The organism is Pseudomonas sp. Ors-4-3C (assembly GCF_055755035.1).
In genome coordinates this window covers 4,694,345-4,719,876 of the sequence record NZ_CM146900.1, presented here as the reverse complement: position 1 = coordinate 4,719,876, position 25,532 = coordinate 4,694,345, and the positions used below count along the sequence as shown (strand labels likewise).

Here is a 25,532-nt window from a genome sequence, read left to right as displayed (position 1 = left end):
TGCTTCGCAGCCGAGCGGGAGCAAGCTCCCTCGCCACAGGTCAGTGACCTGCTTTTAAAGGGTTTTCGACATCCGGCTCGCCATCAGTGCCCAGCCAAACAGCAGCACGCACAGAATAATCAGCGGCCACGAACGCCATTCAAGGTACGGCGTCAGGTTGTGCATCGGCACCACTTCGCCATACAGAATGCCCTGCTCGAACTGCGGGATCTGCTCGGTGATCTGCCCGAACGGGTTGATCAGTCCGGTCACGCCGTTGTTCGTAGCACGGATCATCCAGCGGCCTGCCTCAAGTGCGCGCATCTGCGCCATTTGCAGGTGCTGCAACGGGCCGATCGAGGTGCCGAACCAGGTGTCGTTGCTGATCGTCAGCAGCAGATCGCTGCGTGCCGACAAACCGGCGGCGAACTCCGGGTACACCACTTCGTAGCAGATGAACGGCGCGATCTGATAACCCTTGGCCTGCAGCAACGGCTGATCCGCCGGGCCGCGAGCGAAGTCGGACATCGGCAAATCAAAGAACGCAATCAAACCGCGCAACAGATCCTGCAGCGGCACGTACTCACCGAACGGCACCAGTTTCTGTTTGAGATAGGTGCCATCGCCTTCGCCGACCACGGTGATGCCGTTGAAGAAGCGTTTTTCGTGGCGCACCGTCTCGCGGATCGGCACGCCGGTGATCAGTGCTGACTTACGCTCGGCGGCGAAGGTGCCCATCATGTTCAGGTAGCCCTCGGCGGACTCCTTGAGCACGGGTACCGCGGTTTCCGGCCAGATCAGCAGGTCCACCGGTTTGGAGCGGAAACTCAGGTCGCGGTACAGCGCCAATTGCGCGTTGAGCTGCGCCGGATCCCATTTCATGCTTTGTTCGACGTTGCCCTGAATCGCCGCGACAGTCAGCGGTGCACCGGCCGGACTGGTCCAGGCGTGGCCCTTGAGCGCAATGCCCGCCACCCAAGGTCCGACCAGCAACACCAAACCGGCCGCGATAAAACCTTTGCGAGCGGATTGCAGCAGGCGCGGCGCGTTGTAGATCAGCGCGGCAGTCAGTGCCAGAACGAAGGACACCAGCCACATGCCACCGACCGGCGCGAGCCCGGCCAATGGGCCGTCGAGCTGGCTGTAACCGGAGTAGAGCCACGGGAAACCGGTGAGGAACCAGCCGCGAAAGGCCTCCTGACCGACCCACAGTGCAGCAAACGCCAGCGCATCGGCCAACGGTGCCTCGTTGCGGCGCAACCAGCGCGCCCAGACCCACGCGGGCAGGGCGAAGAACAGCGCGATCGCTGCGGTGAACAGCAGCATCAGGAACCCGGCCAGCAGCACCGAGGCGCCACCGAAGTGGTGAATGCTGTAGTAGATCCAACTGGTGCCGGCGCCGAACAGGCCGAAACCGAAACACCAGCCACGGCCCAGCGCCTGACGCGGCTTCAGCTCGCGCAGGCCGGCATAGAACAGGCCGACCGCCAGCAAGGCCAGCGGCCAGATGTTGAACGGGGCCAGGGCGAAAGTGGTGATTGCACCGGCCGCCACGGCCAGCAGGTTACCGGGCCAGCCGGGGCGGGTTGTCCAGCGCATTTCAGTCCTTAGATTTAACGAGCGATTGGCGTCAGTCGCAGCAAATGAATCCGACGGCTGTCGGCATTCAGGATGCGGAAACGATAGGCGCCGATTTCAGTGATTTCGTTGCGTTTTGGCAAGTGCCCGAACGCGCTCATCACCAGACCACCGACGGTGTCGAACTCGTCGTCGGAGAATTCGCTGTCGAAGAACTCGTTGAAGTTCTCGATCGGGGTCAGGGCCTTGATCAGGAAGTCACCGCTGGGCAGCGGCTTGATGTAGCTGTCTTCTTCGACGTCGTGCTCGTCTTCGATGTCGCCGACGATCTGCTCCAGCACGTCTTCAATCGTCACCAGACCGGCCACGCCGCCGTACTCGTCGATGACGATGGCCATGTGGTTGTGGTTGGCGCGGAATTCACGCAGCAACACGTTCAGACGCTTGGACTCCGGCACGAACGTGGCCGGGCGCAGCAGGTCCTTGATGTTGAAGCTGTCGCCGTTCTCCTTGAGGATCAGCGGCAGCAGATCCTTGGCCAGCAGCACGCCCATCACGTCGTCGTGGCTTTCGCCGATGACCGGGTAGCGCGAGTGGGCCGAGTCGAGCACGGCAGGCAGGAATTCACGAGGGGTCTGGGTCGCCTTGATGCTGATCATCTGCGAGCGCGGGACCATGATGTCGCGTACTTGCAGGTCAGCCACCTGAATGGCGCCTTCGACGATGGCCAGCGCTTCGCTGTCCAGCAGTTTGTTCTGATGTGCATCACGCAGCAGCTCAAGCAGCTCCTGACGGTTCTTCGGCTCGTGGGCAAAAGCCTGGGTCAGTTTACCCAGCCATGACTTCTGCCCGTTGCTCGATCGATCTTCGCTCATAGCGATTACTCTGAATCCTTTGTTGTAACGATAGGGGAGGTTTCGGCTTCGTCGTCCGCGTACGGATCGGGATAGCCCAGTTCGGCAAGCAACTCGCGTTCCAGTGCTTCCATTTCTTCGGCTTCGTCGTCATCTATATGGTCGTAACCGAGCAGATGCAAGCAGCCGTGAATGACTAGATGTGCCCAATGGGCCTGGAGTTCCTTGCCTTGTTCGGCAGCTTCGCGCTCGACCACGGCCACGCAGATCACCAGATCGCCGAGCAGCGGGATGTCGAGAAACTCGTCCGGGACTTCGGCCGGGAACGACAGGACGTTGGTCGCGTAATCCTTGTGGCGCCAGGTGTGATTGAGTTCGCGACCTTCTTCCTCGTCGACCAGGCGAATGGTCATTTCCGAGTCGGCGGTGCGCTGGCGCAGGGCCAGTTCGCACCATTTGCGGAAGTCGGCTTCACTCGGGGCGTTCGCTTCGGTAGCGATTTGCAGATCCAGCTCAAGCATCGCGCGAGGTTTCCTTGGCGGCTTCGGCACGGGTCTCGAAGCGCTCGTAGGCCTCGACGATCCGTTGCACCAACGGGTGACGCACAACGTCTTTGGGCTGGAAGTGCGTGAAGCTGATGCCAGGAACGTCCTTGAGCACTTCGATCACATGATGCAGCCCGGACTTGGTGCCGCGCGGCAGGTCGACCTGGGTGATGTCGCCGGTGATGACGGCGGTGGAGCCGAAGCCGATCCGGGTCAGAAACATCTTCATCTGCTCGACGGTGGTGTTCTGGCTTTCGTCGAGAATGATGAAGCTGTTGTTCAGCGTCCGACCGCGCATGTAGGCCAGCGGCGCGACTTCGATCACCTGACGTTCGATCAGCTTGGCCACGTATTCGAAGCCGAGCATTTCGTACAGCGCGTCGTACAGCGGGCGCAGGTACGGGTCGATCTTCTGGCTCAGGTCACCGGGCAGGAAGCCGAGTTTTTCACCCGCTTCAACCGCCGGACGCACCAGCAGGATGCGGCGGATCTGCTCGCGCTCCAGGGCATCAACGGCGCAAGCCACGGCCAGATAGGTCTTGCCGGTACCGGCCGGACCGATGCCGAAGTTGATGTCGTTGCCGAGGATTTCCTTCACGTAGCGCAGCTGATTCAAGCCACGTGGGCGAATCATGCCTTTCTTGGTGCGCAGGGCGACGGAGGCTTCGGCGGGGGCGTGGTTGTCCAGTTCGACGACGGCCGATTCCTGGAGGAACAGGTGCACCATGTCCGGCGACAGCTCGGTACCCTTGGTTTCCCGGTACAGGCGGCGCAGCAGGTTTTCCGCAGACGTGGTGTGTTTGGGGTCGCCGATCAGCTCGAACTGGTTTCCGCGATTGCGGATCTCGATGGCCAGGCGTTGCTCGATCAAGCGCAGGTGCTCGTCGAATTGCCCGCACAGATTGGCGAAGCGGCGAGCCTCAAAGGGCTCGAGGATAAAACGATGTGGTTCTATGGGTGCGTTCAAGGTCGTATTTAGCCGCCCTGGGGCAATTAAGATGAAATCAAGGATAACGCCAGTGGCGTAGGTGCGAAAGCTCTTAAAACGGTCTCACCGGATAACTGTGGCGAGGGAGCTTGCTCCCGCTGGAGTGCGCAGCGCTCCCAAATCCTCCAGCCTCGATCATTCAGGATGATCGAGGTGTCTGGTTTGCGGCTGCTTCGCAACCGAGCGGGAGCAAGCTCCCTCGCCACAGAGGCACTTTGACGCCTTACGTTTACTGGACCAGCGAGCCGCGCAGCGAGTGCGGTTGCGCCGCGTCGATGTGCACGTCGGCGAACTGGCCGATCAGGGTCGGATTATCGCAGCGGAAGTTGACGATACGATTATTCTCGGTGCGCCCTTGCAGCTCGCCCGGGTCCTTCTTCGAATAGTCGGTGACCAGAATGCGCTGGATCGAGCCGACCATTTGTCGGCTGATCTCGAACCCTTGCTGATTCAAGCGATGCTGCAGGGCGTTCAGGCGTTCTTTTTTCAGTTCTTCCGGGGTGTCATCGGCCAGATCGGCCGCCGGGGTGCCCGGGCGCTGGCTGTAGACGAAGGAATAGGAGAAGTCGAAACCGACGTCGGCAATCAGCTTCATGGTCTGCTCGAAATCTTTTTCGGTCTCGCCGGGGAAGCCGACGATGAAGTCCGAGCTGATGCAGATCCCCGGCACCGCAGCGCGCAGTTTGCGCAGTTTGGACTTGTACTCCAGCGCCGTGTGGTTGCGCTTCATCGCCGCGAGGATCCGGTCGGAACCCGACTGCACCGGCAAGTGCAGGTGTTTGACCAGCTCCGGCACTTCGGCATGGGCCTGGATCAGGCTGTCGGAGAACTCCAGCGGGTGCGAAGTGGTGTAGCGAATGCGGTCGATGCCATCAACGGCAGCGACCACACGGATCAGCTCGGCCAGATCGGCCAGGCGCCCGTCGTGGGTCAGGCCGCGATAGCCGTTGACGTTCTGCCCGAGCAAGGTCACTTCACGCACGCCGTTTTCCGCGAGGTGGATGATCTCGGCAATCACGTCATCGAACGGCCGGCTGACTTCTTCGCCACGGGTGTAGGGCACCACGCAGAACGTGCAGTACTTGCTGCAACCTTCCATCACCGACACGTAGGCGCTCGGGCCATCGATGCGCGGCTCGGGCAGGTGGTCGAATTTTTCGATTTCCGGGAACGACACGTCGACCTGTGGCAGCTTGCTGCTGCGTGCCGCGTCGATCATTTCCGGCAGGCGGTGCAGGGTCTGCGGGCCGAAGACCACGTCGACGTACGGCGCGCGATCACGGATCGCCGCGCCTTCCTGGCTGGCCACGCAACCGCCGACGGCGATCACCATGTCCGGATTGGCCAGTTTCAGTTCACGCCAGCGGCCGAGCTGCGAGTACACCCGATCCTGGGCACGTTCGCGGATCGAACAGGTGTTGAGCAGAATCACGTCGGCGTCTTCCGCACGCGCGGTGACTTCCAGGGCCTGATGTTCGCCCAGCAGATCGACCATGCGCGAGCTGTCGTACTCGTTCATCTGGCAACCGTGGGTTTCGATGTAAAGCTTCTTGGCCATGGAGTTGGGTCGTCACGTGATTCAAAGAACCGCGCATTATAGGGAACAAGCCCTCAGGTTCCTACCGCTGTGCGTCCGGTGGCTATGCTATAGTTTGCGCCCTCATTTTTATCCCCGATGTTATCCGCCCGCCATGACCAAACGCGAAGCTCCAATCTACAAGGTGATTTTCCTCAACCAGGGCCAGGTGTTCGAAATGTACGCCAAGCAGATCTATCAAAGTGATCTGTGGGGTTTTCTGGAAGTGGAAGAGTTCGTCTTTGGCGAGCGCACGCAAGTGGTCGTCGATCCGAGCGAAGAGAAGCTCAAGGCGCAGTTCGAAGGCGTGGTGCGCAGCTTTGTGCCGATGCATTCGATCGTGCGCATCGACGAGGTGGAGCGTCTGGGCACCCCGAAAATCAGCGAAGCCCGTGGCGCGGTCGGCAATGTGATGCCGTTTCCGATGCCGATGCCTGAGAAGTAAGCCGCAAAACCGAGTCGTCTCATTCGCGAGCAAGTCGAATCGTCGCACCGTCGCTCCCACAGGGGATCTTCTGAACACTGGAGATCTACTGTGGGAGCGAGCTTGCTCGCGAAGGGGCCGGAAAGGTCGGCGCAAAAATCAGGGAAGTGGCGAAAACGGCGTACGCCCGTCGGCGCTCTGCAGTTCCATCAGGTATTTACGGAAAATTTGCCCGAGCACCTGGGTCGCGGTTTCGAGGTCTTCGCGGGACATTTTTTCCGAGACTTCGTCGGCGGTGTCCAGCGCATCTTCGGCGCCGTTGACCGCGGCCATCTTCAGCACGATGTACGCCTGAATGTTGTTGGCCTGCACGCCTTCGCCGTGGAAGAACATGGTACCGAGCTTGAACTGCGCCTGAGCATGGCCTTGCAACGAGGCCTTTTCGAAATAGCTCAGGGCTTGATTGAGGTCGCGGGGCGCATTCTTGCCGTCGTAGTAGAACTCACCCAACTCGTATTGCGCTTGCGCATCCCCTTCATCCGCCGCTTTCTGGCAGGCAGCCAGTGCCTGCGTGACGTCTTGCGGCTGAGTATTGAGGGTGCAACGACCCATCGCCGGGATCAACAACGAGTTGCCGCCTGCTTGTGCATGCGCGAGCAGGGGCTGAAGGAGCAACAGGCAGCCCAAGGCAAGGGTGCGGCCGGTGCGGTTCATGGGAATCGACTTACCTCTGAAGGGCACGCGGACCCATCGAGGGATCCAATAAGCGCGCATTATGAAATAAGCGGGGCCAACCTTACAAAGTCTTTACTCGTTTTTCTGCTGCGCGGGGAATATATCGCCCACTTTCTGGCGGATTTTTAGCAGAGGCGTGGGAAAAACGGCGTGGGTGTAGGTAAAAGCTGACGCTGGCCATGGCCAACGTCAGCGGGACGGCCATTACTTCAGTGCGGCGAAGGCGCGCTCGGCAGCGTCCAGGGTGATTTTCAGCTCGGTTTCGCCGTGGGCGATCGACGTAAAACCGGCTTCGAAAGCGCTCGGTGCCAGATAAACGCCGCCTTCGAGCATCAGGTGGAAGAAGCGCCCGAACATTGCCGCGTCGCTGGCCATCACGTCTTCAAAGGTGACGATGTCGTCGGCGCCGCTGAAGTACAGGCCGAACATGCCACCCGCTTGCGTGGTCACGAACGGAATGCCCGCGGCATCGGCGCGTTGTTGCAGGCCGTCGAGCAGGCGCGTGGTGTAGTCGGTCAGTTCGGCGTGGAACCCCGGACGGCTGATCAGGCGCAGGGTGGTCAGACCGGCAGCCATCGCCAGCGGGTTGCCCGACAAGGTGCCGGCCTGGTACACCGGGCCCAGCGGCGCGATGCGCTCCATGATTTCACGCTTGCCGCCGAAGCAGCCGACCGGCATGCCGCCACCGATGATCTTGCCGAACGTGGTCAGGTCCGGGGTCACGCCGTAGTGCGCCTGGGCGCCGCCGAGGGCAACGCGGAAACCGGTCATCACTTCGTCGAAAATCAGCACCACGCCATGCTTGTCGCAGAGCGAACGCAGGCCTTCGAGGAAACCCGGCGCCGGCGGTACGCAGTTCATGTTGCCCGCGACTGGCTCGACGATGATGCAGGCGACGTCCTGACCGACTTCGGCGAGCATCTTTTCCACTGCGTCGATGTCGTTGAAGGGCAGGGTCAGGGTGTGTTTGGCAAACGCTGCCGGTACACCGGCGGAGCTCGGCACACCTTGGGTCAGCGCGCCGGAACCGGCCTTGACCAGCAGGCTGTCGGAGTGGCCGTGGTAGCAGCCTTCGAACTTGATGATGCTGTCCCGACCGGTGTAACCACGGGCCAGACGAATCGCGCTCATGGTCGCTTCGGTGCCGGAGCTGACCATGCGCACCATGTCCATCGACGGCACCAGCGAGCAGACCAGATCGGCCATCTCGGTTTCCATCGCGGTCGGCGCGCCGTAGGACAGGCCGTGTTGCAGCTGATTGCGAACCGCGTCGAGAACGTCCGGGTGGCTGTGGCCGAGGATCATCGGCCCCCACGAACCCACGTAATCCACATAGCGCTTGTCGTCTTCGTCGGTGACGTAGGCGCCTTCCGCATGCTTGAAGAACAGCGGTGTGCCGCCCACGCTCTTGAACGCGCGAACCGGCGAGTTCACGCCACCGGGAATGTGTTTTTGGGCATTGGCAAACAGGGTTTCGGAACGAGACATGATCGGGCTCTCAAATCAGATTTTCAGAAGTTCGTTGAAGGCGCGGGCGCGGCGGGTCACTTCGGCGGTGCTCTCGGCACCGAACAAGCCGTGGACCACCGCCAGCAGGTCGACCCCGTGGGCCACCAGCGGCGCGGCGTTGTCGAGGGTGATGCCGCCGATCGCGCAGACCGGCAGGTGCAGCTTGCGTTTGGCCTCGTCGAGCAGATCGAGGCTGCAGCTTGGCGCGCCGGGTTTGGTGTTGGAATTGAAGAAGCGGCCGAAGGCGACATAACTCGCGCCTTCCTTGGCGGCCTGTTCAGCCAGTTCGAGCTGCGCGTGGCAGGTCGACCCGATGATGGCTTTGGAACCGAGCAGGGCGCGGGTCGGTGACAGCGGGCCGTCGGTCTGGCCCAGGTGCACGCCGACGTTGAGACGCGCGGCCAGCTCGGCGTCATCGTTGATGATCAACTGCGTCTTGTAGCGCTCGCACAGGTTACGCAGCGCTTCGGCCTCGCGCAGACGGCGGGCCTCGTCGCTGCTTTTGTCGCGGTATTGCAGCAGGGTGACGCCGCCTTCCAGCGCCGCCTCCACGTAAGACAGAAACTTGCCCGCCAGCAATTGGCTGTCGGTGATGGCGTACAGGCCACGGAGTTTCATCAGGCAGACCTCACGACGTTACGAGCAAAAATCCAGCGGCAGGCGACGCGGCACGAACTGGCCTTTGCCCAGTTGTTCGGCGTCGCGCAGGGTGCGCCAGGTGTAATCCAGTGCAGTACGCACGGCGCTGGCAAGGTTTTCACCCTGGGCCAGCCGACCGGCGAGGGCGCTGGCCAATGTGCAGCCGGAACCGTGATAACTGCCCGGCAAACGCTGGCAATAGAAGGTTTCACGCAGGCCGTCACGGCTGTACAGGCGATTGTGGATTTCAGTTTCGTCGCCATGGCCGCCGGTGATCAGCAGGTTTTTGACGAACGGCAAAAGTTTTTCCGCGCACTCGTCCGCCGTGCCTTCGGGCAATTCGGCGAGAATCCGCGCTTCGGGAAGGTTGGGGGTGGCAATGATCGACAGCGGCAGCAGACGCTCGCGCATCGCATAACCGACTTCGTCCTTGCCCAGGCGTCCGCCGCCGCCAGCACGCAGCACCGGGTCGCAGACCACCGGCAGGTGCGGGTGCGCCGAAAGCAGTTCGACCACGGTGTCGACCATTTCCAGCGAACCGAGCATGCCCAGTTTGACCGCAGCGACTTCGGAGTCGTTGAGCACGGCATTGGCCTGGGCCAGTACCCACTCACGGTCGAGGACGCGGAAGTCAGTGACGTTGACGGTGTCTTGCACGGTCAGGGCGGTGACGGCCGGAGCCGCATGGCAACCCTGCGCGAGCAGGGCTTCGATATCTGCCTGCAAGCCGGCGCCACCACTGGGGTCGTGGCCGGAGAGACAGAGGACAACGGGGCGGGAGCTGTAGATATTCATGGTGCGCGAGCTTACCACCAAACCTGATTTTGGGGTTCAGTCCTGACGGTGTTTGCGAGCAGATTGTCGGACAACACTGCAGCTACCATTGTGGCGAGGGAGCTTGCTCCCGCTGGGTTGCGAAGCAGCCCCCTGCATTTATTCAGGCACCGCGCATTTACAGGTTTTACGACTGCTGCGCAGCCGAGCGGGAGCAAGCTCCCTCGCCACAAAAGCGGATCGCAATGATTGAGCTGACCAACTCAATAGCTCTAGCTCGCTGCTTTGCTCTGAAACGCCCGTTCTAGAGCCTTTGTAGGAAAAATTTCGATGGTGCTCAATGGCCATCAACGGCTATGCTAGTCTGGATCCAAACCAATAACAGGTAATACCGGTTTTACGTCTACTCAAAGGGAATGGGGGGCTTCCTGACACAACCGGACGAGCCACGCTGGGGCTTCAATGCGCTATTTGCTGATGTTGCTGTTCTGCTTGCCCCTCTTCGCAAGCGCCGTCGAGTTCGACGAAAATACCCAGAGCCTTCCCCTGGGTCGCTCATTGCAAGTGTTCGAGGACCCAAGCGGTCAGGCGAGCATCGCCGACGTCCGCGCTCAAGCGGCGGCGGGCAATTTCAAACCCCACGATAAAGCCACGCTCAATGCCGGTTACTCGCGCTCGGCGTTCTGGCTGAAGATCGACCTGCATTACCGTCCGAACAACCCGGCCGCCCAGCGCACCTGGCTGCTGGAACTGGCGTATCCGCCGCTCGATCACCTCGACCTTTATATGGCCGATGCCAATGGCAACTACCGACTGATCCGGCAAACCGGCGACGCCTTGCCGTTCGCCAGTCGCGAGATTCGCCAGAACAACTACCTGTTCGACCTTGAGTTCAAGCCGGAGCAACAACGCACCGTGTACCTGCGCCTGGCCAGTGAAGGTTCGATCCAGGCGCCGGTGACCTTATGGTCGAGCACCGCGTACCTCGAGGATCAACCGGTGCGCCTGTATGTGCTGGGGATCATTTATGGCGTGTTGCTGGGGATGCTGGTCTACAACCTGTTCATCTACCTGAGCGTGCGCGACACCAGTTACCTCTATTACATCTTCTACATTGCCTCGTTCGGCCTTTATCAACTGTCGGTGAACGGCGCGGCGGTCGAGTATTTCTGGCCGGACAATCCGTGGTGGACCAACGCCTCCACACCGTTTTTCATCGGCTGCGCCGGCCTGTTCGGCAGCCAGTTCGCCCGCAGTTTCCTGCAGACAAGAACCCACAGCCGCTGGCTCGACTATCTGCTGATCGCCCTGATCGCATTCGGCGCGCTGGTGGTCGGGCTGTCGCTGATGACCAGTTACGCCTTGTCGCTGCGCCTGGCGACCCTCTTGGCGCTGGTGTTCACCGTGGTGATCTTCGCCGCCGGGATTCTCGCCTGGTGGCGCGGCTTGCGGGTGGCGCGTTATTTCATCATTGCCTGGTCGGCATTCCTGCTCGGCGGCATCGTCAATACGCTGATGGTGCTCGGCCTGCTGCCGAACGTGTTCCTGACCATGTACGCCAGCCAGATCGGCTCGGCGATCGAAGTGGCGCTGCTGTCGCTGGCGCTGGCCGACCGCATCAACGCCATGCGCGAGCAACAGGCGCAGACTCTGTTCGATGCCGGGCAGAAACTCGAAGTACTCAACCAGCAGTTGGCCCATAGCAACAAGCTCAAGGATGAATTCCTCGCGACGCTGACCCACGAATTGCGCACGCCGATGAACGGCGTGATCGGTTCGCTGGAACTGATGCAGACCGTCGAGCTGGAACCTGAACTGGAGCAATACCAGCAAACCGCCGCCGGTTCCGCCCGGGACATGATGCGCATGGTCAACGGCATCCTCACCCTCACCGAACTGCAGGCCGGCAAGCTCAAGGCGACGCCGGGCAGCTTCAGCCTGCGCGCGGTGGTCGAGGCCTTGCGCGTGCAGTTCGATGGCAACGCGGCCAGCAAGTCGCTGGACTTCAAGGTCGAGGTGCTGCCGACCCTGCCGGATCGCTTGCACGGCGATAGCGCCAAACTGGCGCAGTGCCTGGAGTGCCTGCTGGATAACGCGATCAAGTTCACCCGGGTCGGTGGTCTCGCGCTGCGAGTGACCGGCAAACCGTCGGCGGGCAATCGCTTGGCGTTGTCGTTTGCGGTGATCGACACCGGCATCGGTTTCACCGATCTGGGCGAGGCGACGATGTACCAGCGCTTCTTCCAGCTCGATGGCTCGATGACCCGCGAATACGGTGGGCTGGGCGTGGGGCTGGCGATCTGTCGGCAACTGGTGGAACTGCTCGGCGGCAAGCTCACGCACCGCTCCCAACCTGGCAGCGGCAGCCGTTTTCAACTGGATGTCGAGTTCGAGCTGCCGGAAGTCGAAGCGGCACCCACCGCGGACGCGCTGCACGAGCGCAGCCGTGCGCCGCAGGACTGCACGGTGTTGCTGGTGGATGACAACAGCGTCAACCAACTGGTGATGCGCGGCATGCTGCTCAAACTGGGGTTCCGCGTACGCACGGCGGACAACGGCGCGGCGGCGCTGGATTATCTGCAGCGCGAGGCCTTCGATGCGGTGCTGATCGATTGCCAGTTGCCCAGCCACGAAGGGGCCTCGTTGTGCTGCCAGATTCATGGGTTGCCCGGCTGCGCCAATCTGCCGGTGTTCATGCTGGCCCTGGGCACGGATCGCGAGCATTGCGCACCGGGCACGCGCATCGATTACCTGAACAAGCCGGTGAAATTCGAAGACCTGCAAACGGCGCTGGAGCGTCGGGTGCTCAGCGCGTAATAGGGTGAAAGCGCCGGAAGTTCGGCGCATATGACACTTTGATCGGCAGCGGCCCGGTGCTTAACTGGATTCCTTGGCTGACCAAAGGAGCCCCGTCATGAACCTGCATCAGTTCGCCGAAACCCACGAAGTCACCAACCAGCCACCGTCGCTGGAGGGTGCCAACCTTTACCGCATCGACCTGCCATTGCAGGAGTGGTCGCGCCGTTTTGGCGCCGGTTGGGCCGAGTCGCGGATCGACACCTATGGCGCTCTGGCCGGTGGGCCGCTGATGGAAGCCGGGTTCCTCGCCAATCAGAACAAACCGGTATTCGTCAGCCATGACCGCTACGGTCATCGCATCGATCTGGTGGAATTCCATCCCGCTTATCACGAGCTGATGCGCACCGCGATCGAACATGGCTTGACCTCGTTGCCATGGGCGCATCCGCAGGACGGCGCGCATGTCGCCCGCGCGTCCATGAGCTATTTGCACAGCCAGGCCGAGGCGGGCAGCGGTTGCCCGTTGACCATGACCTTCGCCAGCGTTCCGGCCATGCGCTTGCAGCCGGATCTGGCCGAACAGTGGCTGCCGAAGATCCTCGCCACCGAATATGACCCACGCAACATCGGCATGGCGCACAAGGCCGGCGTGACCATAGGCATGGCGATGACCGAAAAACAGGGCGGCACCGACGTGCGGGCCAACACTACCAAGGCCTATCCGGTGGGTGCCAGTGGTCCGGGCCAGGCCTATGAACTGCTCGGGCACAAGTGGTTCTGCTCGGCGCCGATGTGCGATGCGTTCCTCACGCTGGCGCAGACCGACAAGGGCCTGACCTGCTTCCTGCTGCCGCGCCATCGCCCGGACGACACGCGCAATCAGTTCTACATCCAGCGCCTGAAAAACAAACTCGGCAACCAGTCCAACGCCTCCAGTGAAGTGGAGTTTCGCGGCGCGCTGGCATGGATGGTCGGCGAAGAGGGGCGCGGCGTACCGACCATCATCGAGATGGTGGCGATGACCCGTTTCGATTGCATGGTCGGCTCCAGCGCCTTGATGCGTCAGGCGCTGACCCAGGCCAGCCACCACTGCGCGCACCGCAAGGTCGGTGGCAAGCTGCTCAGCGAGCAACCGTTGATGCAGAACGTGCTGGCCGATCTGGCCCTGGAAAGCGAAGCGGCGCTGGCGCTGAGCCTGCGCATGGGCAAGGCGCTGGATCATCTGGATGATCGCCATGAAGCGCAATTCGCCCGGCTGGTGACGGCGGTGGGCAAATACTGGATCTGCAAACGCGCCCCCGGAATGATCAATGAAGCTGCCGAATGCATGGGTGGCGCGGGGTATGTCGAGGAGAGCATTCTGCCGCGCCTGTATCGCGAAGCGCCGGTCAACTCGACGTGGGAAGGCTCGGGCAATGTGCAGTGCCTGGACGTATTGCGTGCGCTGTCGAAAGAACCGGGTGTGCTCGATGTGTTGTTCAGCGAATTGGGCGATGGCCATGGCGATAAGCGTTTGGCCGCGCATATCCAGCAGTTGCAGGCACAGTTCAAGGACACCAGCGACATTCAGTATCGGGCGCGGCAGTTGACCGAGGATATTGCCTTGGGGCTGCAGGCCAAGCTGTTACTGGAGGCCGGAAACTCAGCAGTGAGTGATGCGTTTATTGCCAGCCGTTTGAGCGGTGGTGGCCGGGTCTACGGTGCATTGCCGCGCGGCCTGGACGTCGAAGCCATCGTCGCCCGCTCAACCCCGCAGGGTTTCTGACTCAACACAAATCCCCTTGTGGGAGCGGGCTTGCTCGCGAATGCGTCGGGTCAGTCAATGGATAGGTCGACTGACACTGCGCATTCGCGAGCAAGCCTGCTCCCACAGGGGGATCTCCATTGATAGGGAGATTTGGGTATAGCCACAACGCCACTGTTCCCGTGACGCCACGATGCAGGCAAGATGAAGCTCTGCAAGTCAGAACACAGGAAGCTGATCGTGACCGAAGCGTTTATTGTCGTTCAAACCGCCGAACAAGCCGTGGATCGTCTGGCCGAGCTGCATGAGCGGGCCACCACTGCGCTGAACTCGGCACTCAAGCGGTATCTCAAGGATCGCGTCGAGCCCGACGCCGAACAGCGTGCTCTGTTTCGTTACCCCGAACTGCGTCTGACCTACCTGTGTCAGGGCGAAGTGCCGCAGACCACCCGCGCCTACGCCAAGGTGCAATTGCCGGGCACCTACAGCGTCACCGTCACCCATCCGAAGGCGTTCCGCAAATACCTGCTGGAACAGCTGGTGCCGTTGATGCACGACTTCACCGTGACCGTGGAAGTCGGCGTCAGTCAGCAGAACATTCCGTATCCGTACGTGGTCGAGCAGGGCGATGAACTGGCCGGCTCCGGCGTTACCGCTGCGGTGCTGGCGCGGGTGTTCCCGAGTACCGACCTGTCCGCCGCCACCGATGGCATCGCCGACGGTCTCTACGATTGGGAAAACACCGATCCGCTGCCACTGGCGCTGTTCGACGCCGCGCGCGTCGACTTCTCCCTGCGTCGCCTGGTGCACTACACCGGCAGCGACTGGCGCCATGTGCAGCCGTGGATCCTGCTGACCAACTACCACCGCTACGTCGACCAGTTCATCGTTCATGGCCTGGAACAACTGCGCAAAGACCCGCGTTTCGTGCGCATGGTTTTGCCGGGCAATGTGATCATCGAGAAGGGCATGGATCACGGCGAAGCCTCGGCGATCGCCGCTGGCGTGGTCTGGCACCGCTACCAGATGCCGGCCTATCACCTGATCGCCAACGATGGCCATGGTGTGACCCTGGTCAACATCGGCGTCGGCCCGTCCAACGCCAAGAACATCACCGACCACCTGGCGGTGCTGCGTCCGCATTGCTGGCTGATGATCGGTCACTGCGGCGGGCTGCGTCAGTCGCAGACCATCGGCGACTATGTGCTGGCCCACGCCTACATGCGTCGCGACGGGATTCTCGACCGTGTGGTGCCGCCGAACATTCCGATCCCGGCGCTCGCCGAAGTGCAGCTGGCGCTGCAACAAGCCGCGGCCAATATCACCGGCGAGAAGGGCGAAGAGCTGAAAAAGCGCCTGCGCACCGGCACCGTGCTGACCTACGACGACCGCAACTGGGAACTGCGCTGGGCGCAGGAACGTCCGCTGATCAACCTGTCCCGCGCCGTGGCGGTGGACATGGAAAGCGGCACTATCGCCGCCCAGGGTTATCGCCTGCGGGTGCCGTACGGCACGTTGCTGTGCGTTTCGGACAAACCGCTGCACAGTGAAATCAAGCTGCCGGGCTCGGCCAACGCGTTCTACGAGCGTGCGGTCAGCCAGCACTTGAAGATCGGCATCGAGGCGGTGGATCTGCTGCGCACCGAACTCAACTCGCTGCACTCGCGCAAACTGCGCAGCTTCGACGAGCCGCCGTTCCGTTAACGGTTAGTCGTGGTCATTTGGCGGTCGGCGCACTAGCATTGTCAGCCCAGATCGCCAGATGTTGTTTTACCCATGTCCCGTCCCCCGCGTCCTCCTTCCCGCCGTCCCGGTGCGAAGCCATCCTCCTCAGCTCCGCGTCGTGTCGCCAAGGCGCCGCCGGCCGAGCCGAAGCTGATTCTGTTCAACAAACCGTTCGATGTGCTGACGCAGTTCAGCGACGAAGGCGGGCGGGCGACGCTCAAGGATTACATTGACGTGCCCGGTATCTATCCGGCCGGACGCCTTGATCGCGACAGCGAAGGCTTGTTGTTGCTGACTAATGACGGCCAGTTGCAGGCGCGCATCGCTGATCCGAAACACAAACTGGCGAAGACTTACTGGGTGCAGGTCGAAGGCGTGCCGACAGGCGAGCAGTTGCAGCGTCTGCGCGAAGGTGTCGAGCTGAATGACGGCATGACTTTGCCTGCCGAGGCGCGACAACTGGAGGAACCTGAACTGTGGCCGCGCAATCCGCCGGTGCGCTTTCGCATGACGGTGCCGACCCGTTGGCTGGAGCTGGTGATTCGTGAAGGGCGCAACCGTCAGGTACGGCGGATGACCGCCGCGGTGGGGTTGCCGACGCTGCGGCTGGTGCGGGTGCGGATTGGCGACTGGACGCTCGAAGGGCTTGATCAGGGCCAGTGGAGAGAAGTGCCGGCGCGCCTATAGAGCGCCGGATTCGATCAGGCCGATCACCACGCTCTTGATGATGAATGCGGCCACGCCCAGGCCCAGGACGAAGAACAGGATGAACGAGCCGAAACGCCCGGCCTTGGACTTCTTCGCCAGATCCCAGACGATGAAACCCATGAAAATGATCAGGATGCTGACCAGGCCAGTCATCATCCACTCTTCGAATACTGCAGGATCCATCGGGCATCTCCGGCGCGCACAGGGCTGAAAGGGCTGGGCGATTATACGCCGAGGGGAATTGCGGGCGCATTGACCTGTGTCGGTGTGCCGCAGTGATGGTGGTCGCCTGTGCCGGCCCCTTCGCGAGCAAGCCCGCTCCCACAGTTGGAATGCATTTCCCTGTGGGAGCGGGCTTGCTCGCGAAGGCGATGTCAGCTGCGCAGATGGGTCAGCGGCAGTTCAGTGCTGTTGAGCACCTGATTCAGCACAAAACTGGAGCGCACGCTGGTTACGCCTTCAATCCGGGTCAGATGCCCCAGCAGCAGTTTCTGATAGTGATCCATGTCCGGCACCACCACTTTCAACTGATAGTCGGCATCGACGCCAGTCACCAGGCTGCATTCCAGCACCTGCGGCAGGGTGCGGATCGCCGCTTCGAAGTTCTCGAAACGCTCCGGTGTGTGCCGGTCCATGCCGATCAGCACGTAGGCGGTCAGGCTCAGGCCGAGCATCTTGCGATCGAGCAGGGCGACCTGGCGCGAGATGTAGCCGTCGTCTTCCAGTTGCTTGACCCGGCGCGAGCAGGGGGAGGGCGACAGACCGATGCGCTCGGCCAGTTCCTGGTTGGAGATGCGGGCGTCGCGCTGCAATTCCGCCAAAATGCTCAGGTCATAACGGTCGAGTTTGCTCATGAATCTGTCCTTGGTTGTAACTATTGCGGCGGATTATCTATCCAGGGTTAAAAATTGCGCAAGCGGTGTTTATTTGAGCAATCTTCGCAATCCTCTGTCGCGCTTCGCGGCCTATTCTTATCACCAGAATCACTGCTCGGTAACACAGTCCACTGCGGCCCGCCCAATCAGGCCCGCCGCGGCCGCCACCCCCACCGGGGATGTGCCGGCCCCCGAGCTGCACACTGTCCAGAAGACGGCGTGAGGTGAGCCGACGTCAAAAGCGTCGAGCCAGGACGAAGTTCTCTAAAGGGAGGCCGACGGGTCTCCCTTTTTTCTTGCCTGCGATTTTTGTGCCTCGCTGCACGGCCTTCCTCAATAAATAAGTTTCGTGACTGATAACCTGTCGCAGAACCCGGTGTGCGTATTCCCGGTCTTAGCTACAAGCCCTCTTAATACCCGCAGTGAGGAAAAGCATGAAGTCGCGCATCTGGCGTCTGGCCGGTGTTGGTTTGCTGTGTGTGAGCGTCGGTGCGCAAGCGCTGGCCGACGAGCCGCAGAACCGTGGTCCCGAGAATGACGGGCGTGGTCCGGAGCATCAGGGCAACAATCAAGGCCATGGTGGCAACAATCCGCCGCACGGGCAGAACAATCCGCCGCCGCAAAACCAGCCGCGGCCGCAGAACAATGAAATCATTCGGGGCGACAACAGCCGCCAGTTCGAGCACAACGGCCAGCAGCACAACAATGGCCAGTGGCAGAACCAGAACCGTGCGCCGAACTCGCCTGCTCCGGTTCATCAGACGCCACCGCCACCGGCCAACAACCTGCCGATCCAGCCACGGCCCGACGCCGTGCGCCAGACTCAGGAGCCGCGCCAGGGTTACTACCGCGACGAGCGTCCGCAAAACGGCTACAACAACCAGCACTGGCAGGCCGGCAACAATCGGCCCAACGATAATCGCTGGCCGGGTCGCCCGGACGGGCATGGCAACGGTTGGGGCCCCGGCCCGCAATACCGCCCGGGGCATGTGATCGACCGCTTCCCGGATCGCGAATACCGCGTGCCGTATCGCGGCCAAGACTACTTCTATTCCGGTGGCTACTGGTATCGCCCGCAAGGCCCACGCTACATCGTCGTGCAGCCGCCACGGGGCATTCGTACCCACTATCTGCCGGACTACGCCCGTGAAGTGTGGATCGGCGGTGCGCTGCTGTTCCTCGCTGCCGGTTCGTACTATGCGTATGAGGAGTCGACCCAGGATTACGTGGTGGTCGAGCCGCCGGTTCAGCCGCCGTCACCTCAACCACAAAGCCAGGGGTATGACGTGCAGGCTTATCCGGCCAACGGTCAGTCGCCGGAACAGGTGCAGCAGGACGGTTATCAGTGCTACCAATACGCCGTGCAGCAGAGCGGTTTCGATCCGCGCACCGCGACATATCAGCCGGCGCCCCAAGTGGTGCAGGCGTACCGTCAGGCTCAGGGTAATTGCCTGAGCAGTCGCGGTTATCAGGTGTCTTACTGAATCCGGGTTTGTGCCCGTTCGGTCTTGACCACTTCCTGCGGGTCGGCGTGCACCAGCACTTCGGCCCGCGGGTAGGCGGCGTGAATCGCATCGGCCGCCTGATCGCTGATGCCGTGGGCGACTGACAAGGTCAGCTCTCCCGGCAATTCCAGATGCAACTGCACAAACCAGTGGTTACCCGAGATCCTTGTGCGCAAGTCATGCGCGCCCAACACACCGGGCACCGCGCAAGCCAGTTCGAGCATGTGCTGACTGACATCGGTTGGCAGCTCTTCATCCATCAGCACCGAAAAGCTTTCTCGGGCGATCTGGATCGCACTCCACAAAATGTACCCGGCAATCCCCAGGCCGAACCACGCATCGAGTTGATGAAAGCCCATGCCGGCGAGGATCAGCGCGATCAGAATGCTGCCGTTGAGCAGCATGTCCGAACGGTAGTGCAGCGAGTCGGCGCGCACGGCGTTGGAGCCGGTCTGCTTGATTACTCGATGTTGCAGCGTCAGCAACGCCGCGGTCAGCAGCAGCGAGAACACGATCACGCCGATGCTCAGCCACGGCGCGCCCAGCGGCTCCGGTTGCTGAATGCGCTCATACGCCTGAAACGCAATCAGCACCGCACTGCCACCGATGAACAGCGCCTGCGCCATGCCCGCCAGCGATTCGGCCTTGCCGTGGCCGTAACGGTGATCGTCATCGGCCGGGCGCAGTGCGTAATGCACCGCCAGTAGATTCAGCAACGAGGTGACGCCATCCAGCGCCGAATCGGTGAGGCCGGCGAGCATACTCACCGAACCGCTCAGCCACCAGGCGATGGCTTTGGCGATGATCAGCGTGCAAGCCACCGCCACCGAGGCGCGGGTTGCCAGCCGCAGCAGGCGGGCGTGTTCGGGGCTGGTGGTCATGTGATTTCCTTATGCGGCGGGTTGCAGGCCAAACATCGCCAGTTGTTGAGTGCTGCCCTTGTGCTGGATCAGGCGTGGATCGTCCAGCGGCAGGTTGCGGCCCAATTCTGTTTCGAGAATAGCCTGCAACTTGAGGTTATCGACCTGACCGTCCGGGCCGACCGCCTGTTTGAGCTTGGCCGGATCGACCTGGGCGGTATGGCCCGGTTCGAAATAGATCGCGCCAGTGGTGAAGTCGACCGCGAAAGCGATCAGGCCGGGAATGACGTAGAACAGCAGGCCCACTGCGTCGAGCACGGCAATCGCCGGGTCGATCTTGCCGTCGATCTGGCCACGACGATCCGGGTAGAAAATCGAACCGCAGGCCGTGAGTTGAGTGAGCAGGGTGGCGACCAGTACACCGCCGATCAGGCGAGAAGGTAAGCGCATGGAAAATCTCCTGAGTCATCTATTAACGAAGCTTCGTCTTGTGAAGTTAAGACCCTGACGAACACCACGCAGTTCGCCGTTATACTCGCGCCTCTGTTTGGGAGCCAGCATGATTTCTTTGCCGATCGATGAAGTTTTACCCGCCCTGCGTGAAGCCTTGGCGACACGCCACGAAGCCGTGCTCGAAGCACCGCCCGGCGCCGGTAAAACCACCCGCGTGCCCCTGGCCTTGCTCGATGAAGCGTGGCTGGCCGGGCAGACCATTCTGATGCTCGAACCGCGCCGTCTTGCGGCGCGTGCGGCGGCTGAACGTCTGGCCAGCGAACTGGGTGAGAAGGTTGGCGAAACCGTCGGCTATCGCATCCGCCTCGACAGCAAGGTCGGCCCCAATACCCGTATCGAAGTGGTCACCGAAGGCATTCTCACCCGGCGTCTGCAGGATGATCCGGCGCTGGAAGGCGTCGGTCTGCTGATCTTCGACGAATTCCACGAACGCAGCCTCGACGCCGATCTGGCCTTGGCCCTGAGTTTGAACGGTCGTGAACTGTTCCGCGCTGAACAGCCGCTGAAGATTCTGCTGATGTCCGCCACGCTGGAAGGCGAGCGTCTGGCCGGGTTGCTGGATGACGCGCCGATCCTGCGCAGCGAAGGGCGCATGTACCCGGTGACGATGCGCTGGGGGCGGCCGTTCCAGCCCGGCGAATACATCGATCAGCGCGTGACCCAGACCGTACTTGAAGCCCTGCACGATGAAAGCGGCAGCTTGCTGGTGTTCCTTCCGGGGCAGGCGGAAATCCGTCGCGTGCATCAGCAACTGAGCGATGCCATCGGCGAGCGTGAAGACGTATTGCTCTGCCCGTTGCACGGCGAACTGGATCTGAATGCCCAGCGCGCTGCCATCGACCCGGCGCCGACCGGCCAGCGCAAAGTGGTGCTGGCGACCAACATCGCCGAGACCAGCCTGACCATCAACGGCGTGCGCGTCGTGATCGACGCCGGGCTGGCGCGGGTGCCGCGTTTCGATCCCGGCAGCGGCATGACCCGCCTCGATACGCAGCGCATTTCCCGGGCCAGTGCCACCCAGCGTGCGGGCCGGGCCGGGCGTCTGGAGCCGGGTGTGTGTTACCGCTTGTGGTCGCAGGATCAGCACGAGCAACTCGCCGCTTACGGCAGTGCCGAAATACTGTCGGCGGATCTGGCGAGTCTGGCGCTGCAACTCGGACGCTGGGGCGTGACCCCGGGCGAACTGGTGTGGCTGGATGTTCCGCCGGCAGCGGCCTATGCACAGGCGCAGGATTTGTTGCAGCGCCTGGGCGCACTTGAAGGCGAGGCGTTGACTTCCCACGGTCAGGCCATGGCCGAATTGCCGGCGCATCCGCGCATCGCCCATCTGTTGCTGCGCGGTCAGGCGCTGGGGCTGGCGAACATGGCGTGCGACGTCGCCGCACTGCTCGGCGAGCGCGATATTTTGCGCGGTGCCGGTGCCGATCTGCACAGCCGCCTGGTGCTGCTCTCCGGCGAAGAACGCGCGGCACGCGGTACTCAGGGCGGCGTGCAGCGTGCGCGGCAACTGGCGCGACAATATCGGGGTTACCTGCGCGGCAAGGCCAGCGCGCCGGTCAGCGATCCCGATCACCCGCGCTGGCTCGGAGCGCTGCTGGCGCTGGCCTACCCGGATCGCGTCGCCCAACAGCGGCGTGCCGGTGGCGCTGAATATCGTCTGGCCAATGGTCGCGCTGCGCTGTTCGCCGAAGCCGACAGCCTGATGAAGGAAGCGTGGATCGTTATTGCCGACCTCGGCAGCCGTCAGGGTCAGCGTGAGGAACGGATTTACCTGGCGGCGGATTTCGATCCGGCGCTGTTCGATTCGGTGCTCGCCGAGCAAGTGCACGTCGTCGATCAACTGGACTGGGACGAGCGCGAAGGCGTGCTGCGCGCCGAGCGTCAGCGCAAGGTCGGCGAACTGATCCTCAGCCGCGAACCGTTGACCGGTCTCGACGAAGCGGCGCGCAGTCAGGCGCTGGTCAATCTGGTGCGGCGCAAGGGGCTGGAGTTGTTGCCGTGGACGCCGGAATTGCGCCAGTGGCAGGCGCGGGTTGCCCTGTTGCGGCAATTGGATCTGAACGCTCAGGCTGAAAGCCAATGGCCGGATGTCAGCGACGCAACCTTGCTGAAAACCCTCGAGCATTGGTTAATGCCTTACCTGGGCAAGGTCTCGCGGCTCAGCCATTTCGCCAATCTTGACCTGTCGAGCATCGTCCGCAATCTGCTGCCGTGGCCGTTGCCGCAGAAGCTTGATGAGCTGGCGCCGCACCACATCAGCGTGCCGTCGGGGTCATCGATTCGTCTGGATTACAGCGAACAGCCACCGATTCTCGCGGTGCGTTTGCAGGAGCTGTTCGGCCTCGCCGAGACGCCGCGAATTGCCGGCGGCCGGCAAGTGGTCAAGCTGCACCTGTTGTCCCCGGCGCGCCGGCCGGTGCAGGTGACGCAGGATCTGGCCAACTTCTGGCGCAGCACCTATGCCGAGGTGAAGAAGGATCTGAAGGGGCGTTATCCGAAGCATTATTGGCCGGACGATCCGTTGGTGGCCGAGGCCACGGCGCGAGCCAAGCCGCGTGGTACGTAGATTTCAACGCTTAGTTTTAACGATGACCGTAAATAAAATCGAATCTGAGGGCGACGGGGGAACGCCTTCAGAAAATCCAAGAGCTGAACATAGATGTTCTCGACTCCGCACGAGTGGCGATTTCGTCAGGTAATCAACGATTTCTCAAGTCGATTGCATCTGACAGCTCAGACCTACTGCCCCATATGCTTTGAGTTGCATAGCCAATACGCCGCACTGGTGGTCTTTTCTGCTGGTTGTGACTGCGAAATATCCTTGGTGCCACAGCATATGAAGGTTTGGGAAAAACTGATAGGAGGGCGGAGACGACAATCAAAATGGGCGATGGATGCCTATGGGGCTCAGGATTTCCTCTCACGGCGCACGAGCCTTTCGGATGGTTTGGTGGCACAATGCTACGTCTATTCCCTCACAGGGCAATGGATAAATGGATTGTTTAACGCATTCTTGATTTAGTTTAACGTCGGATAGGGAAAACCCGGATGACCCCCGCTACTTACACGGCGATACTCCCCATCGCTTTGTTATTTATAGTGTTTATTTTGAAATTGGTAATTGGTAGGGCATGTAATTTGTTGGATGTTTGGCGGGCGGCAATGGAAGTGCCTGTTGATATTTCTATTTTTGGTGTTTCTACTTTAATTAGTTTTATGATCTTGGTTGGAGAGGGAGGGAGCTTGTCGAAACTAATGTTCTTTCTCCTTTTGTTCTTTTTTTTGAAAGTCGTGGCTATAGCGGTTTGGCGCAAGTCGATGTTGGTTTTGGATCGGGGGAATCTTGATGGTTGGGATTTGGCAGGTATTACGCTTGGTACCATTCTAAATTTCTTTTTTACTATTCTAATGGCAATTTTCGCAGTTTCACTACTGGTAGGTAAACAAAATGTCGGCTGATTTTGTACCGGAAGCAGTTTTATATGCTGCGATCGCATCTGTTTTTATTTCTATAGTTTCCCTGTTCTGCATATTGTATTTTAGACGTAGCAGGTCTTTCTACAATGAAGATACTAGAAGGGTAGAAATGGACATCATGAGGCGCTCCTTTGAAGAAAAGATATATCAGCTGACACAGCGGATGCAGTCTAATTCAGACAGGTGGAAGGAAGTTAATCACTTGGTTTTGGATGGCAATTCTAGGTCTCCTGCGCACTATGACAGGTCTAGTGGTTCGCCAAAATTAAATCCATTGCATTTTTTAGAAGAGCTAGGTATTGAGGTTGAATCTTTAAAGGTAGTGCCTAATCAGGTTTTTGTATTGACCCCATTTCATGATATGTATGAGTCTACATATCTTGCTATTAAGTCGGCCTGCGCTCTCAATCATCTCGTTGCTGTAAGGGGAGATGAGGTTTTTAAGTCGGGGAATATACTTAAGCATATTATCGAGCAAATACTCGTTTCTCCGTTTGTTATAGCAAATATTAACGGTCGGAATCCTAATGTGCACTACGAGTTGGGGATTGCTCATAGTTTGGGTAAGAATATAGTTTTGGTTTCCGAGACGCTTGAGGATGTTGCGTTTGATCTTCAGAGTGAGAGGATTCTAACTTACAAGAATCACGAAGAGTTAAATGTAAAACTGTATGTTTACTATACCAAGCTACTATCCGCGAAAGTGAAGTCTGAAGCCTCACTCAAAATTAATAATCAAATGGTTTAACGGATCGTTACTAGTATCTTGGCCTTACAATGCATCACCTAGTGCTCTAGTGTGGGCCTTGCCCGTCAGTTGTTCCCGGCAATAATCGGCGAACAACTGCGCCGGTTTGGTCAGTTGCCCGCGTTTGAGCCACGCGGCAACCAGGCCTGAACCGGTGACATCTTCGACAATGTCGACGCACACTACTTTCTTGCCGTCATAGGTGCACTCCGAGTGCGGCTTCGTCACCAGCACCGAGAAGCCAAAACCCTGGCCGACCATGCCGCGCACCATCTCGATCGAAGGCGAGCTGAACTCGATGCGCGGGGTCAGGCCAAGTTCTTCGAAAAGACTGACGAAGTAGGTTCGGCTCGGCTGCACGTCGAGCAGAATCATCGGTTCCAGGCACAGATCGCGCAGCGATACTTGCTTGTACTCGGCGAAGCGATGATCGGCCGGCAGCAGCGCATACGGCCGTTGTGCCGGCATCAGCGGTTCGGTCTGGATGGTGGCATCAAGTTCGTGTTCGTAGAGGATCACCAGATCGAACGTACCCGAGGTCAGGCCTTGCACCAGTTCCTGCTGCTCGCCGTCGCGGATGCGGATTTTCACTCCCGGATACAGCGCGGAAAATCCGGCAATCAACTGCGGCAGGTACAGCGGCGCGACGGTTTCGAAGCAGCCGATGTCGATCTGTCCGGCGACGATATCGTTGTCGGCGAGGGCGTTCTGCTCGAACTCCCGGGCCATGCGCAACAGCTCCTGCGCCTTGCGAAAAAACCGTGCACCGCTGGGCGTCAGGGAAACGCCCTGGGCGTGATGGCGGATCAGCAGTTGCACGGCGAAGCTGTCTTCCAGACCCTTGATCGCCGTAGAGATCGCCGGTTGCGCGATATACAGCTTGCGCGAGGCTTCGGCAACGCTGCCGCATTCGACGGTGGTGATGAAGTATTTCAGCTGACGCAAATTGTAGGCGGCCACGGCAAACCTCAGGACGA

At 60.7% G+C, this 25,532-nt stretch carries 23 protein-coding genes; 9 read left to right on the top strand and 14 right to left on the bottom strand.

Features of this window, described 5'->3' with window-relative positions; all coding sequences use genetic code 11:
• Window positions 1-54: 54 nt before the first annotated feature.
• From lnt to miaB, 5 genes are all read right to left on the bottom strand, one after another.
• Window positions 55-1,578, bottom strand: a complete 1,524-nt coding sequence (gene lnt / locus ACVHNU_RS21295) for an apolipoprotein N-acyltransferase (RefSeq protein ID WP_103486296.1) — start codon at window positions 1,576-1,578, stop codon at window positions 55-57.
• A 14-nt stretch (window positions 1,579-1,592) separates the two neighbouring features.
• Window positions 1,593-2,432, bottom strand: coding sequence for an HlyC/CorC family transporter (locus tag ACVHNU_RS21290; protein ID WP_003228526.1), 840 nt, complete (start codon window positions 2,430-2,432; stop codon window positions 1,593-1,595).
• A gap of 5 nt (window positions 2,433-2,437) precedes the next feature.
• A complete protein-coding gene (ybeY, locus tag ACVHNU_RS21285; RefSeq protein ID WP_003228524.1) occupies window positions 2,438-2,932 on the bottom strand; it encodes an rRNA maturation RNase YbeY in 495 nt (164 codons plus the stop codon).
• Window positions 2,925-3,923, bottom strand: coding sequence for a PhoH family protein (locus ACVHNU_RS21280; RefSeq protein ID WP_003228522.1), 999 nt, complete (start codon window positions 3,921-3,923; stop codon window positions 2,925-2,927). Before ACVHNU_RS21280 ends, ybeY begins: the two co-directional genes overlap by 8 nt.
• Before the next feature lie 250 nt (window positions 3,924-4,173).
• Window positions 4,174-5,502, bottom strand: a complete 1,329-nt coding sequence (gene miaB / locus ACVHNU_RS21275; protein WP_003228520.1) for a tRNA (N6-isopentenyl adenosine(37)-C2)-methylthiotransferase MiaB — start codon at window positions 5,500-5,502, stop codon at window positions 4,174-4,176.
• Window positions 5,503-5,635: 133 nt separating this feature from the next.
• On the opposite strand from miaB, the gene ACVHNU_RS21270 reads away from it, so the two are divergent.
• The gene (locus tag ACVHNU_RS21270) at window positions 5,636-5,965 is read left to right on the top strand and encodes a DUF1820 family protein (protein ID WP_003185742.1); all 330 of its coding nucleotides are present in this window, start codon (window positions 5,636-5,638) and stop codon (window positions 5,963-5,965) included.
• A gap of 138 nt (window positions 5,966-6,103) precedes the next feature.
• Here ACVHNU_RS21270 and ACVHNU_RS21265 read toward each other — a convergent pair whose 3' ends face one another.
• The 4 genes from ACVHNU_RS21265 to ACVHNU_RS21250 all read right to left on the bottom strand — a co-directional run bounded on the left by ACVHNU_RS21265 (window position 6,104) and on the right by ACVHNU_RS21250 (window position 9,622).
• Window positions 6,104-6,658 (bottom strand): tetratricopeptide repeat protein, encoded by a 555-nt coding sequence (locus tag ACVHNU_RS21265; RefSeq protein ID WP_003228518.1) that lies wholly within the window; start codon window positions 6,656-6,658, stop codon window positions 6,104-6,106.
• A 225-nt stretch (window positions 6,659-6,883) separates the two neighbouring features.
• On the bottom strand, window positions 6,884-8,167 hold the full coding sequence (gene hemL / locus ACVHNU_RS21260) for a glutamate-1-semialdehyde 2,1-aminomutase (protein ID WP_262141408.1): 1,284 nt from the start codon (window positions 8,165-8,167) through the stop codon (window positions 6,884-6,886).
• A gap of 15 nt (window positions 8,168-8,182) precedes the next feature.
• Complete coding sequence (gene thiE, locus ACVHNU_RS21255; RefSeq protein ID WP_003228513.1) at window positions 8,183-8,806, bottom strand: thiamine phosphate synthase; 624 nt, start codon at window positions 8,804-8,806, stop codon at window positions 8,183-8,185.
• Between the two features lie 18 nt (window positions 8,807-8,824).
• On the bottom strand, window positions 8,825-9,622 hold the full coding sequence (locus ACVHNU_RS21250) for a hydroxymethylpyrimidine/phosphomethylpyrimidine kinase (protein WP_007960553.1): 798 nt from the start codon (window positions 9,620-9,622) through the stop codon (window positions 8,825-8,827).
• A 441-nt stretch (window positions 9,623-10,063) separates the two neighbouring features.
• Between ACVHNU_RS21250 and ACVHNU_RS21245 the strand changes: the two genes are divergently transcribed.
• The 4 genes from ACVHNU_RS21245 to ACVHNU_RS21230 all read left to right on the top strand — a co-directional run bounded on the left by ACVHNU_RS21245 (window position 10,064) and on the right by ACVHNU_RS21230 (window position 16,556).
• A complete protein-coding gene (locus ACVHNU_RS21245) occupies window positions 10,064-12,418 on the top strand; it encodes a 7TM diverse intracellular signaling domain-containing protein (RefSeq protein ID WP_473018262.1) in 2,355 nt (784 codons plus the stop codon).
• A 97-nt stretch (window positions 12,419-12,515) separates the two neighbouring features.
• Window positions 12,516-14,165 (top strand): acyl-CoA dehydrogenase family protein, encoded by a 1,650-nt coding sequence (locus ACVHNU_RS21240; protein ID WP_473018261.1) that lies wholly within the window; start codon window positions 12,516-12,518, stop codon window positions 14,163-14,165.
• A gap of 183 nt (window positions 14,166-14,348) precedes the next feature.
• Window positions 14,349-15,848 carry an AMP nucleosidase gene (amn, locus tag ACVHNU_RS21235; protein WP_161794895.1) on the top strand — a complete coding sequence of 500 codons (1,500 nt, stop codon included), beginning with the start codon at window positions 14,349-14,351 and terminating at the stop codon, window positions 15,846-15,848.
• 72 nt (window positions 15,849-15,920) lie between these two features.
• A complete protein-coding gene (locus ACVHNU_RS21230; protein ID WP_473018260.1) occupies window positions 15,921-16,556 on the top strand; it encodes a pseudouridine synthase in 636 nt (211 codons plus the stop codon).
• Here ACVHNU_RS21230 and ACVHNU_RS21225 read toward each other — a convergent pair.
• Window positions 16,551-16,760 carry a DUF2788 domain-containing protein gene (locus ACVHNU_RS21225; protein ID WP_003228500.1) on the bottom strand — a complete coding sequence of 70 codons (210 nt, stop codon included), beginning with the start codon at window positions 16,758-16,760 and terminating at the stop codon, window positions 16,551-16,553. The genes ACVHNU_RS21230 and ACVHNU_RS21225 overlap by 6 nt on opposite strands.
• Window positions 16,761-16,951: 191 nt before the next feature.
• Entirely contained in the window at window positions 16,952-17,431 is a 480-nt protein-coding gene (locus tag ACVHNU_RS21220; protein ID WP_007909658.1) for an Lrp/AsnC family transcriptional regulator, read from the bottom strand.
• A gap of 455 nt (window positions 17,432-17,886) precedes the next feature.
• On the opposite strand from ACVHNU_RS21220, the gene ACVHNU_RS21215 reads away from it, so the two are divergent.
• Complete coding sequence (locus ACVHNU_RS21215; protein WP_473018258.1) at window positions 17,887-18,936, top strand: DUF6515 family protein; 1,050 nt, start codon at window positions 17,887-17,889, stop codon at window positions 18,934-18,936.
• Here the strand turns inward: ACVHNU_RS21215 and ACVHNU_RS21210 are convergent.
• Window positions 18,930-19,838, bottom strand: coding sequence for a cation diffusion facilitator family transporter (locus ACVHNU_RS21210; RefSeq protein ID WP_103521008.1), 909 nt, complete (start codon window positions 19,836-19,838; stop codon window positions 18,930-18,932). The two genes, ACVHNU_RS21215 and ACVHNU_RS21210, sit on opposite strands and share 7 nt — an antisense overlap.
• A gap of 9 nt (window positions 19,839-19,847) precedes the next feature.
• The gene (locus ACVHNU_RS21205; RefSeq protein WP_003228492.1) at window positions 19,848-20,267 is read right to left on the bottom strand and encodes a hypothetical protein; all 420 of its coding nucleotides are present in this window, start codon (window positions 20,265-20,267) and stop codon (window positions 19,848-19,850) included.
• Window positions 20,268-20,376: 109 nt separating this feature from the next.
• Between ACVHNU_RS21205 and hrpB the strand changes: the two genes are divergently transcribed.
• The 3 genes from hrpB (at window position 20,377) to ACVHNU_RS21190 (ending at window position 24,555) form a co-directional block, all read left to right on the top strand.
• Window positions 20,377-22,896, top strand: a complete 2,520-nt coding sequence (gene hrpB, locus ACVHNU_RS21200; protein ID WP_473018257.1) for an ATP-dependent helicase HrpB — start codon at window positions 20,377-20,379, stop codon at window positions 22,894-22,896.
• A 482-nt stretch (window positions 22,897-23,378) separates the two neighbouring features.
• Complete coding sequence (locus ACVHNU_RS21195; RefSeq protein ID WP_473018255.1) at window positions 23,379-23,789, top strand: hypothetical protein; 411 nt, start codon at window positions 23,379-23,381, stop codon at window positions 23,787-23,789.
• Window positions 23,779-24,555, top strand: a complete 777-nt coding sequence (locus tag ACVHNU_RS21190) for a hypothetical protein (protein WP_473018254.1) — start codon at window positions 23,779-23,781, stop codon at window positions 24,553-24,555. Before ACVHNU_RS21195 ends, ACVHNU_RS21190 begins: the two co-directional genes overlap by 11 nt.
• Before the next feature lie 24 nt (window positions 24,556-24,579).
• On the opposite strand, the gene ACVHNU_RS21185 is transcribed toward ACVHNU_RS21190, so the two are convergent.
• The gene (locus ACVHNU_RS21185; RefSeq protein ID WP_473018253.1) at window positions 24,580-25,515 is read right to left on the bottom strand and encodes a LysR family transcriptional regulator; all 936 of its coding nucleotides are present in this window, start codon (window positions 25,513-25,515) and stop codon (window positions 24,580-24,582) included.
• Between the last annotated feature and the right edge of the window lie 17 nt (window positions 25,516-25,532).

Coding starts and splice junctions, on each gene's coding strand:
- lnt (WP_103486296.1), bottom strand. CDS start 1,578: ATGCGCTGGACAACCCGCCCCGGCTGGCCCGGTAACCTGCTGGCCGTG.
- ACVHNU_RS21290 (WP_003228526.1), bottom strand. CDS start 2,432: ATGAGCGAAGATCGATCGAGCAACGGGCAGAAGTCATGGCTGGGTAAA.
- ybeY (WP_003228524.1), bottom strand. CDS start 2,932: ATGCTTGAGCTGGATCTGCAAATCGCTACCGAAGCGAACGCCCCGAGT.
- miaB (WP_003228520.1), bottom strand. CDS start 5,502: ATGGCCAAGAAGCTTTACATCGAAACCCACGGTTGCCAGATGAACGAG.
- ACVHNU_RS21270 (WP_003185742.1), top strand. CDS start 5,636: ATGACCAAACGCGAAGCTCCAATCTACAAGGTGATTTTCCTCAACCAG.
- ACVHNU_RS21265 (WP_003228518.1), bottom strand. CDS start 6,658: ATGAACCGCACCGGCCGCACCCTTGCCTTGGGCTGCCTGTTGCTCCTT.
- hemL (WP_262141408.1), bottom strand. CDS start 8,167: ATGTCTCGTTCCGAAACCCTGTTTGCCAATGCCCAAAAACACATTCCC.
- thiE (WP_003228513.1), bottom strand. CDS start 8,806: ATGAAACTCCGTGGCCTGTACGCCATCACCGACAGCCAATTGCTGGCG.
- ACVHNU_RS21250 (WP_007960553.1), bottom strand. CDS start 9,622: ATGAATATCTACAGCTCCCGCCCCGTTGTCCTCTGTCTCTCCGGCCAC.
- ACVHNU_RS21245 (WP_473018262.1), top strand. CDS start 10,064: ATGCGCTATTTGCTGATGTTGCTGTTCTGCTTGCCCCTCTTCGCAAGC.
- ACVHNU_RS21240 (WP_473018261.1), top strand. CDS start 12,516: ATGAACCTGCATCAGTTCGCCGAAACCCACGAAGTCACCAACCAGCCA.
- amn (WP_161794895.1), top strand. CDS start 14,349: ATGAAGCTCTGCAAGTCAGAACACAGGAAGCTGATCGTGACCGAAGCG.
- ACVHNU_RS21230 (WP_473018260.1), top strand. CDS start 15,921: ATGTCCCGTCCCCCGCGTCCTCCTTCCCGCCGTCCCGGTGCGAAGCCA.
- ACVHNU_RS21225 (WP_003228500.1), bottom strand. CDS start 16,760: ATGGATCCTGCAGTATTCGAAGAGTGGATGATGACTGGCCTGGTCAGC.
- ACVHNU_RS21220 (WP_007909658.1), bottom strand. CDS start 17,431: ATGAGCAAACTCGACCGTTATGACCTGAGCATTTTGGCGGAATTGCAG.
- ACVHNU_RS21215 (WP_473018258.1), top strand. CDS start 17,887: ATGAAGTCGCGCATCTGGCGTCTGGCCGGTGTTGGTTTGCTGTGTGTG.
- ACVHNU_RS21210 (WP_103521008.1), bottom strand. CDS start 19,838: ATGACCACCAGCCCCGAACACGCCCGCCTGCTGCGGCTGGCAACCCGC.
- ACVHNU_RS21205 (WP_003228492.1), bottom strand. CDS start 20,267: ATGCGCTTACCTTCTCGCCTGATCGGCGGTGTACTGGTCGCCACCCTG.
- hrpB (WP_473018257.1), top strand. CDS start 20,377: ATGATTTCTTTGCCGATCGATGAAGTTTTACCCGCCCTGCGTGAAGCC.
- ACVHNU_RS21195 (WP_473018255.1), top strand. CDS start 23,379: ATGACCCCCGCTACTTACACGGCGATACTCCCCATCGCTTTGTTATTT.
- ACVHNU_RS21190 (WP_473018254.1), top strand. CDS start 23,779: ATGTCGGCTGATTTTGTACCGGAAGCAGTTTTATATGCTGCGATCGCA.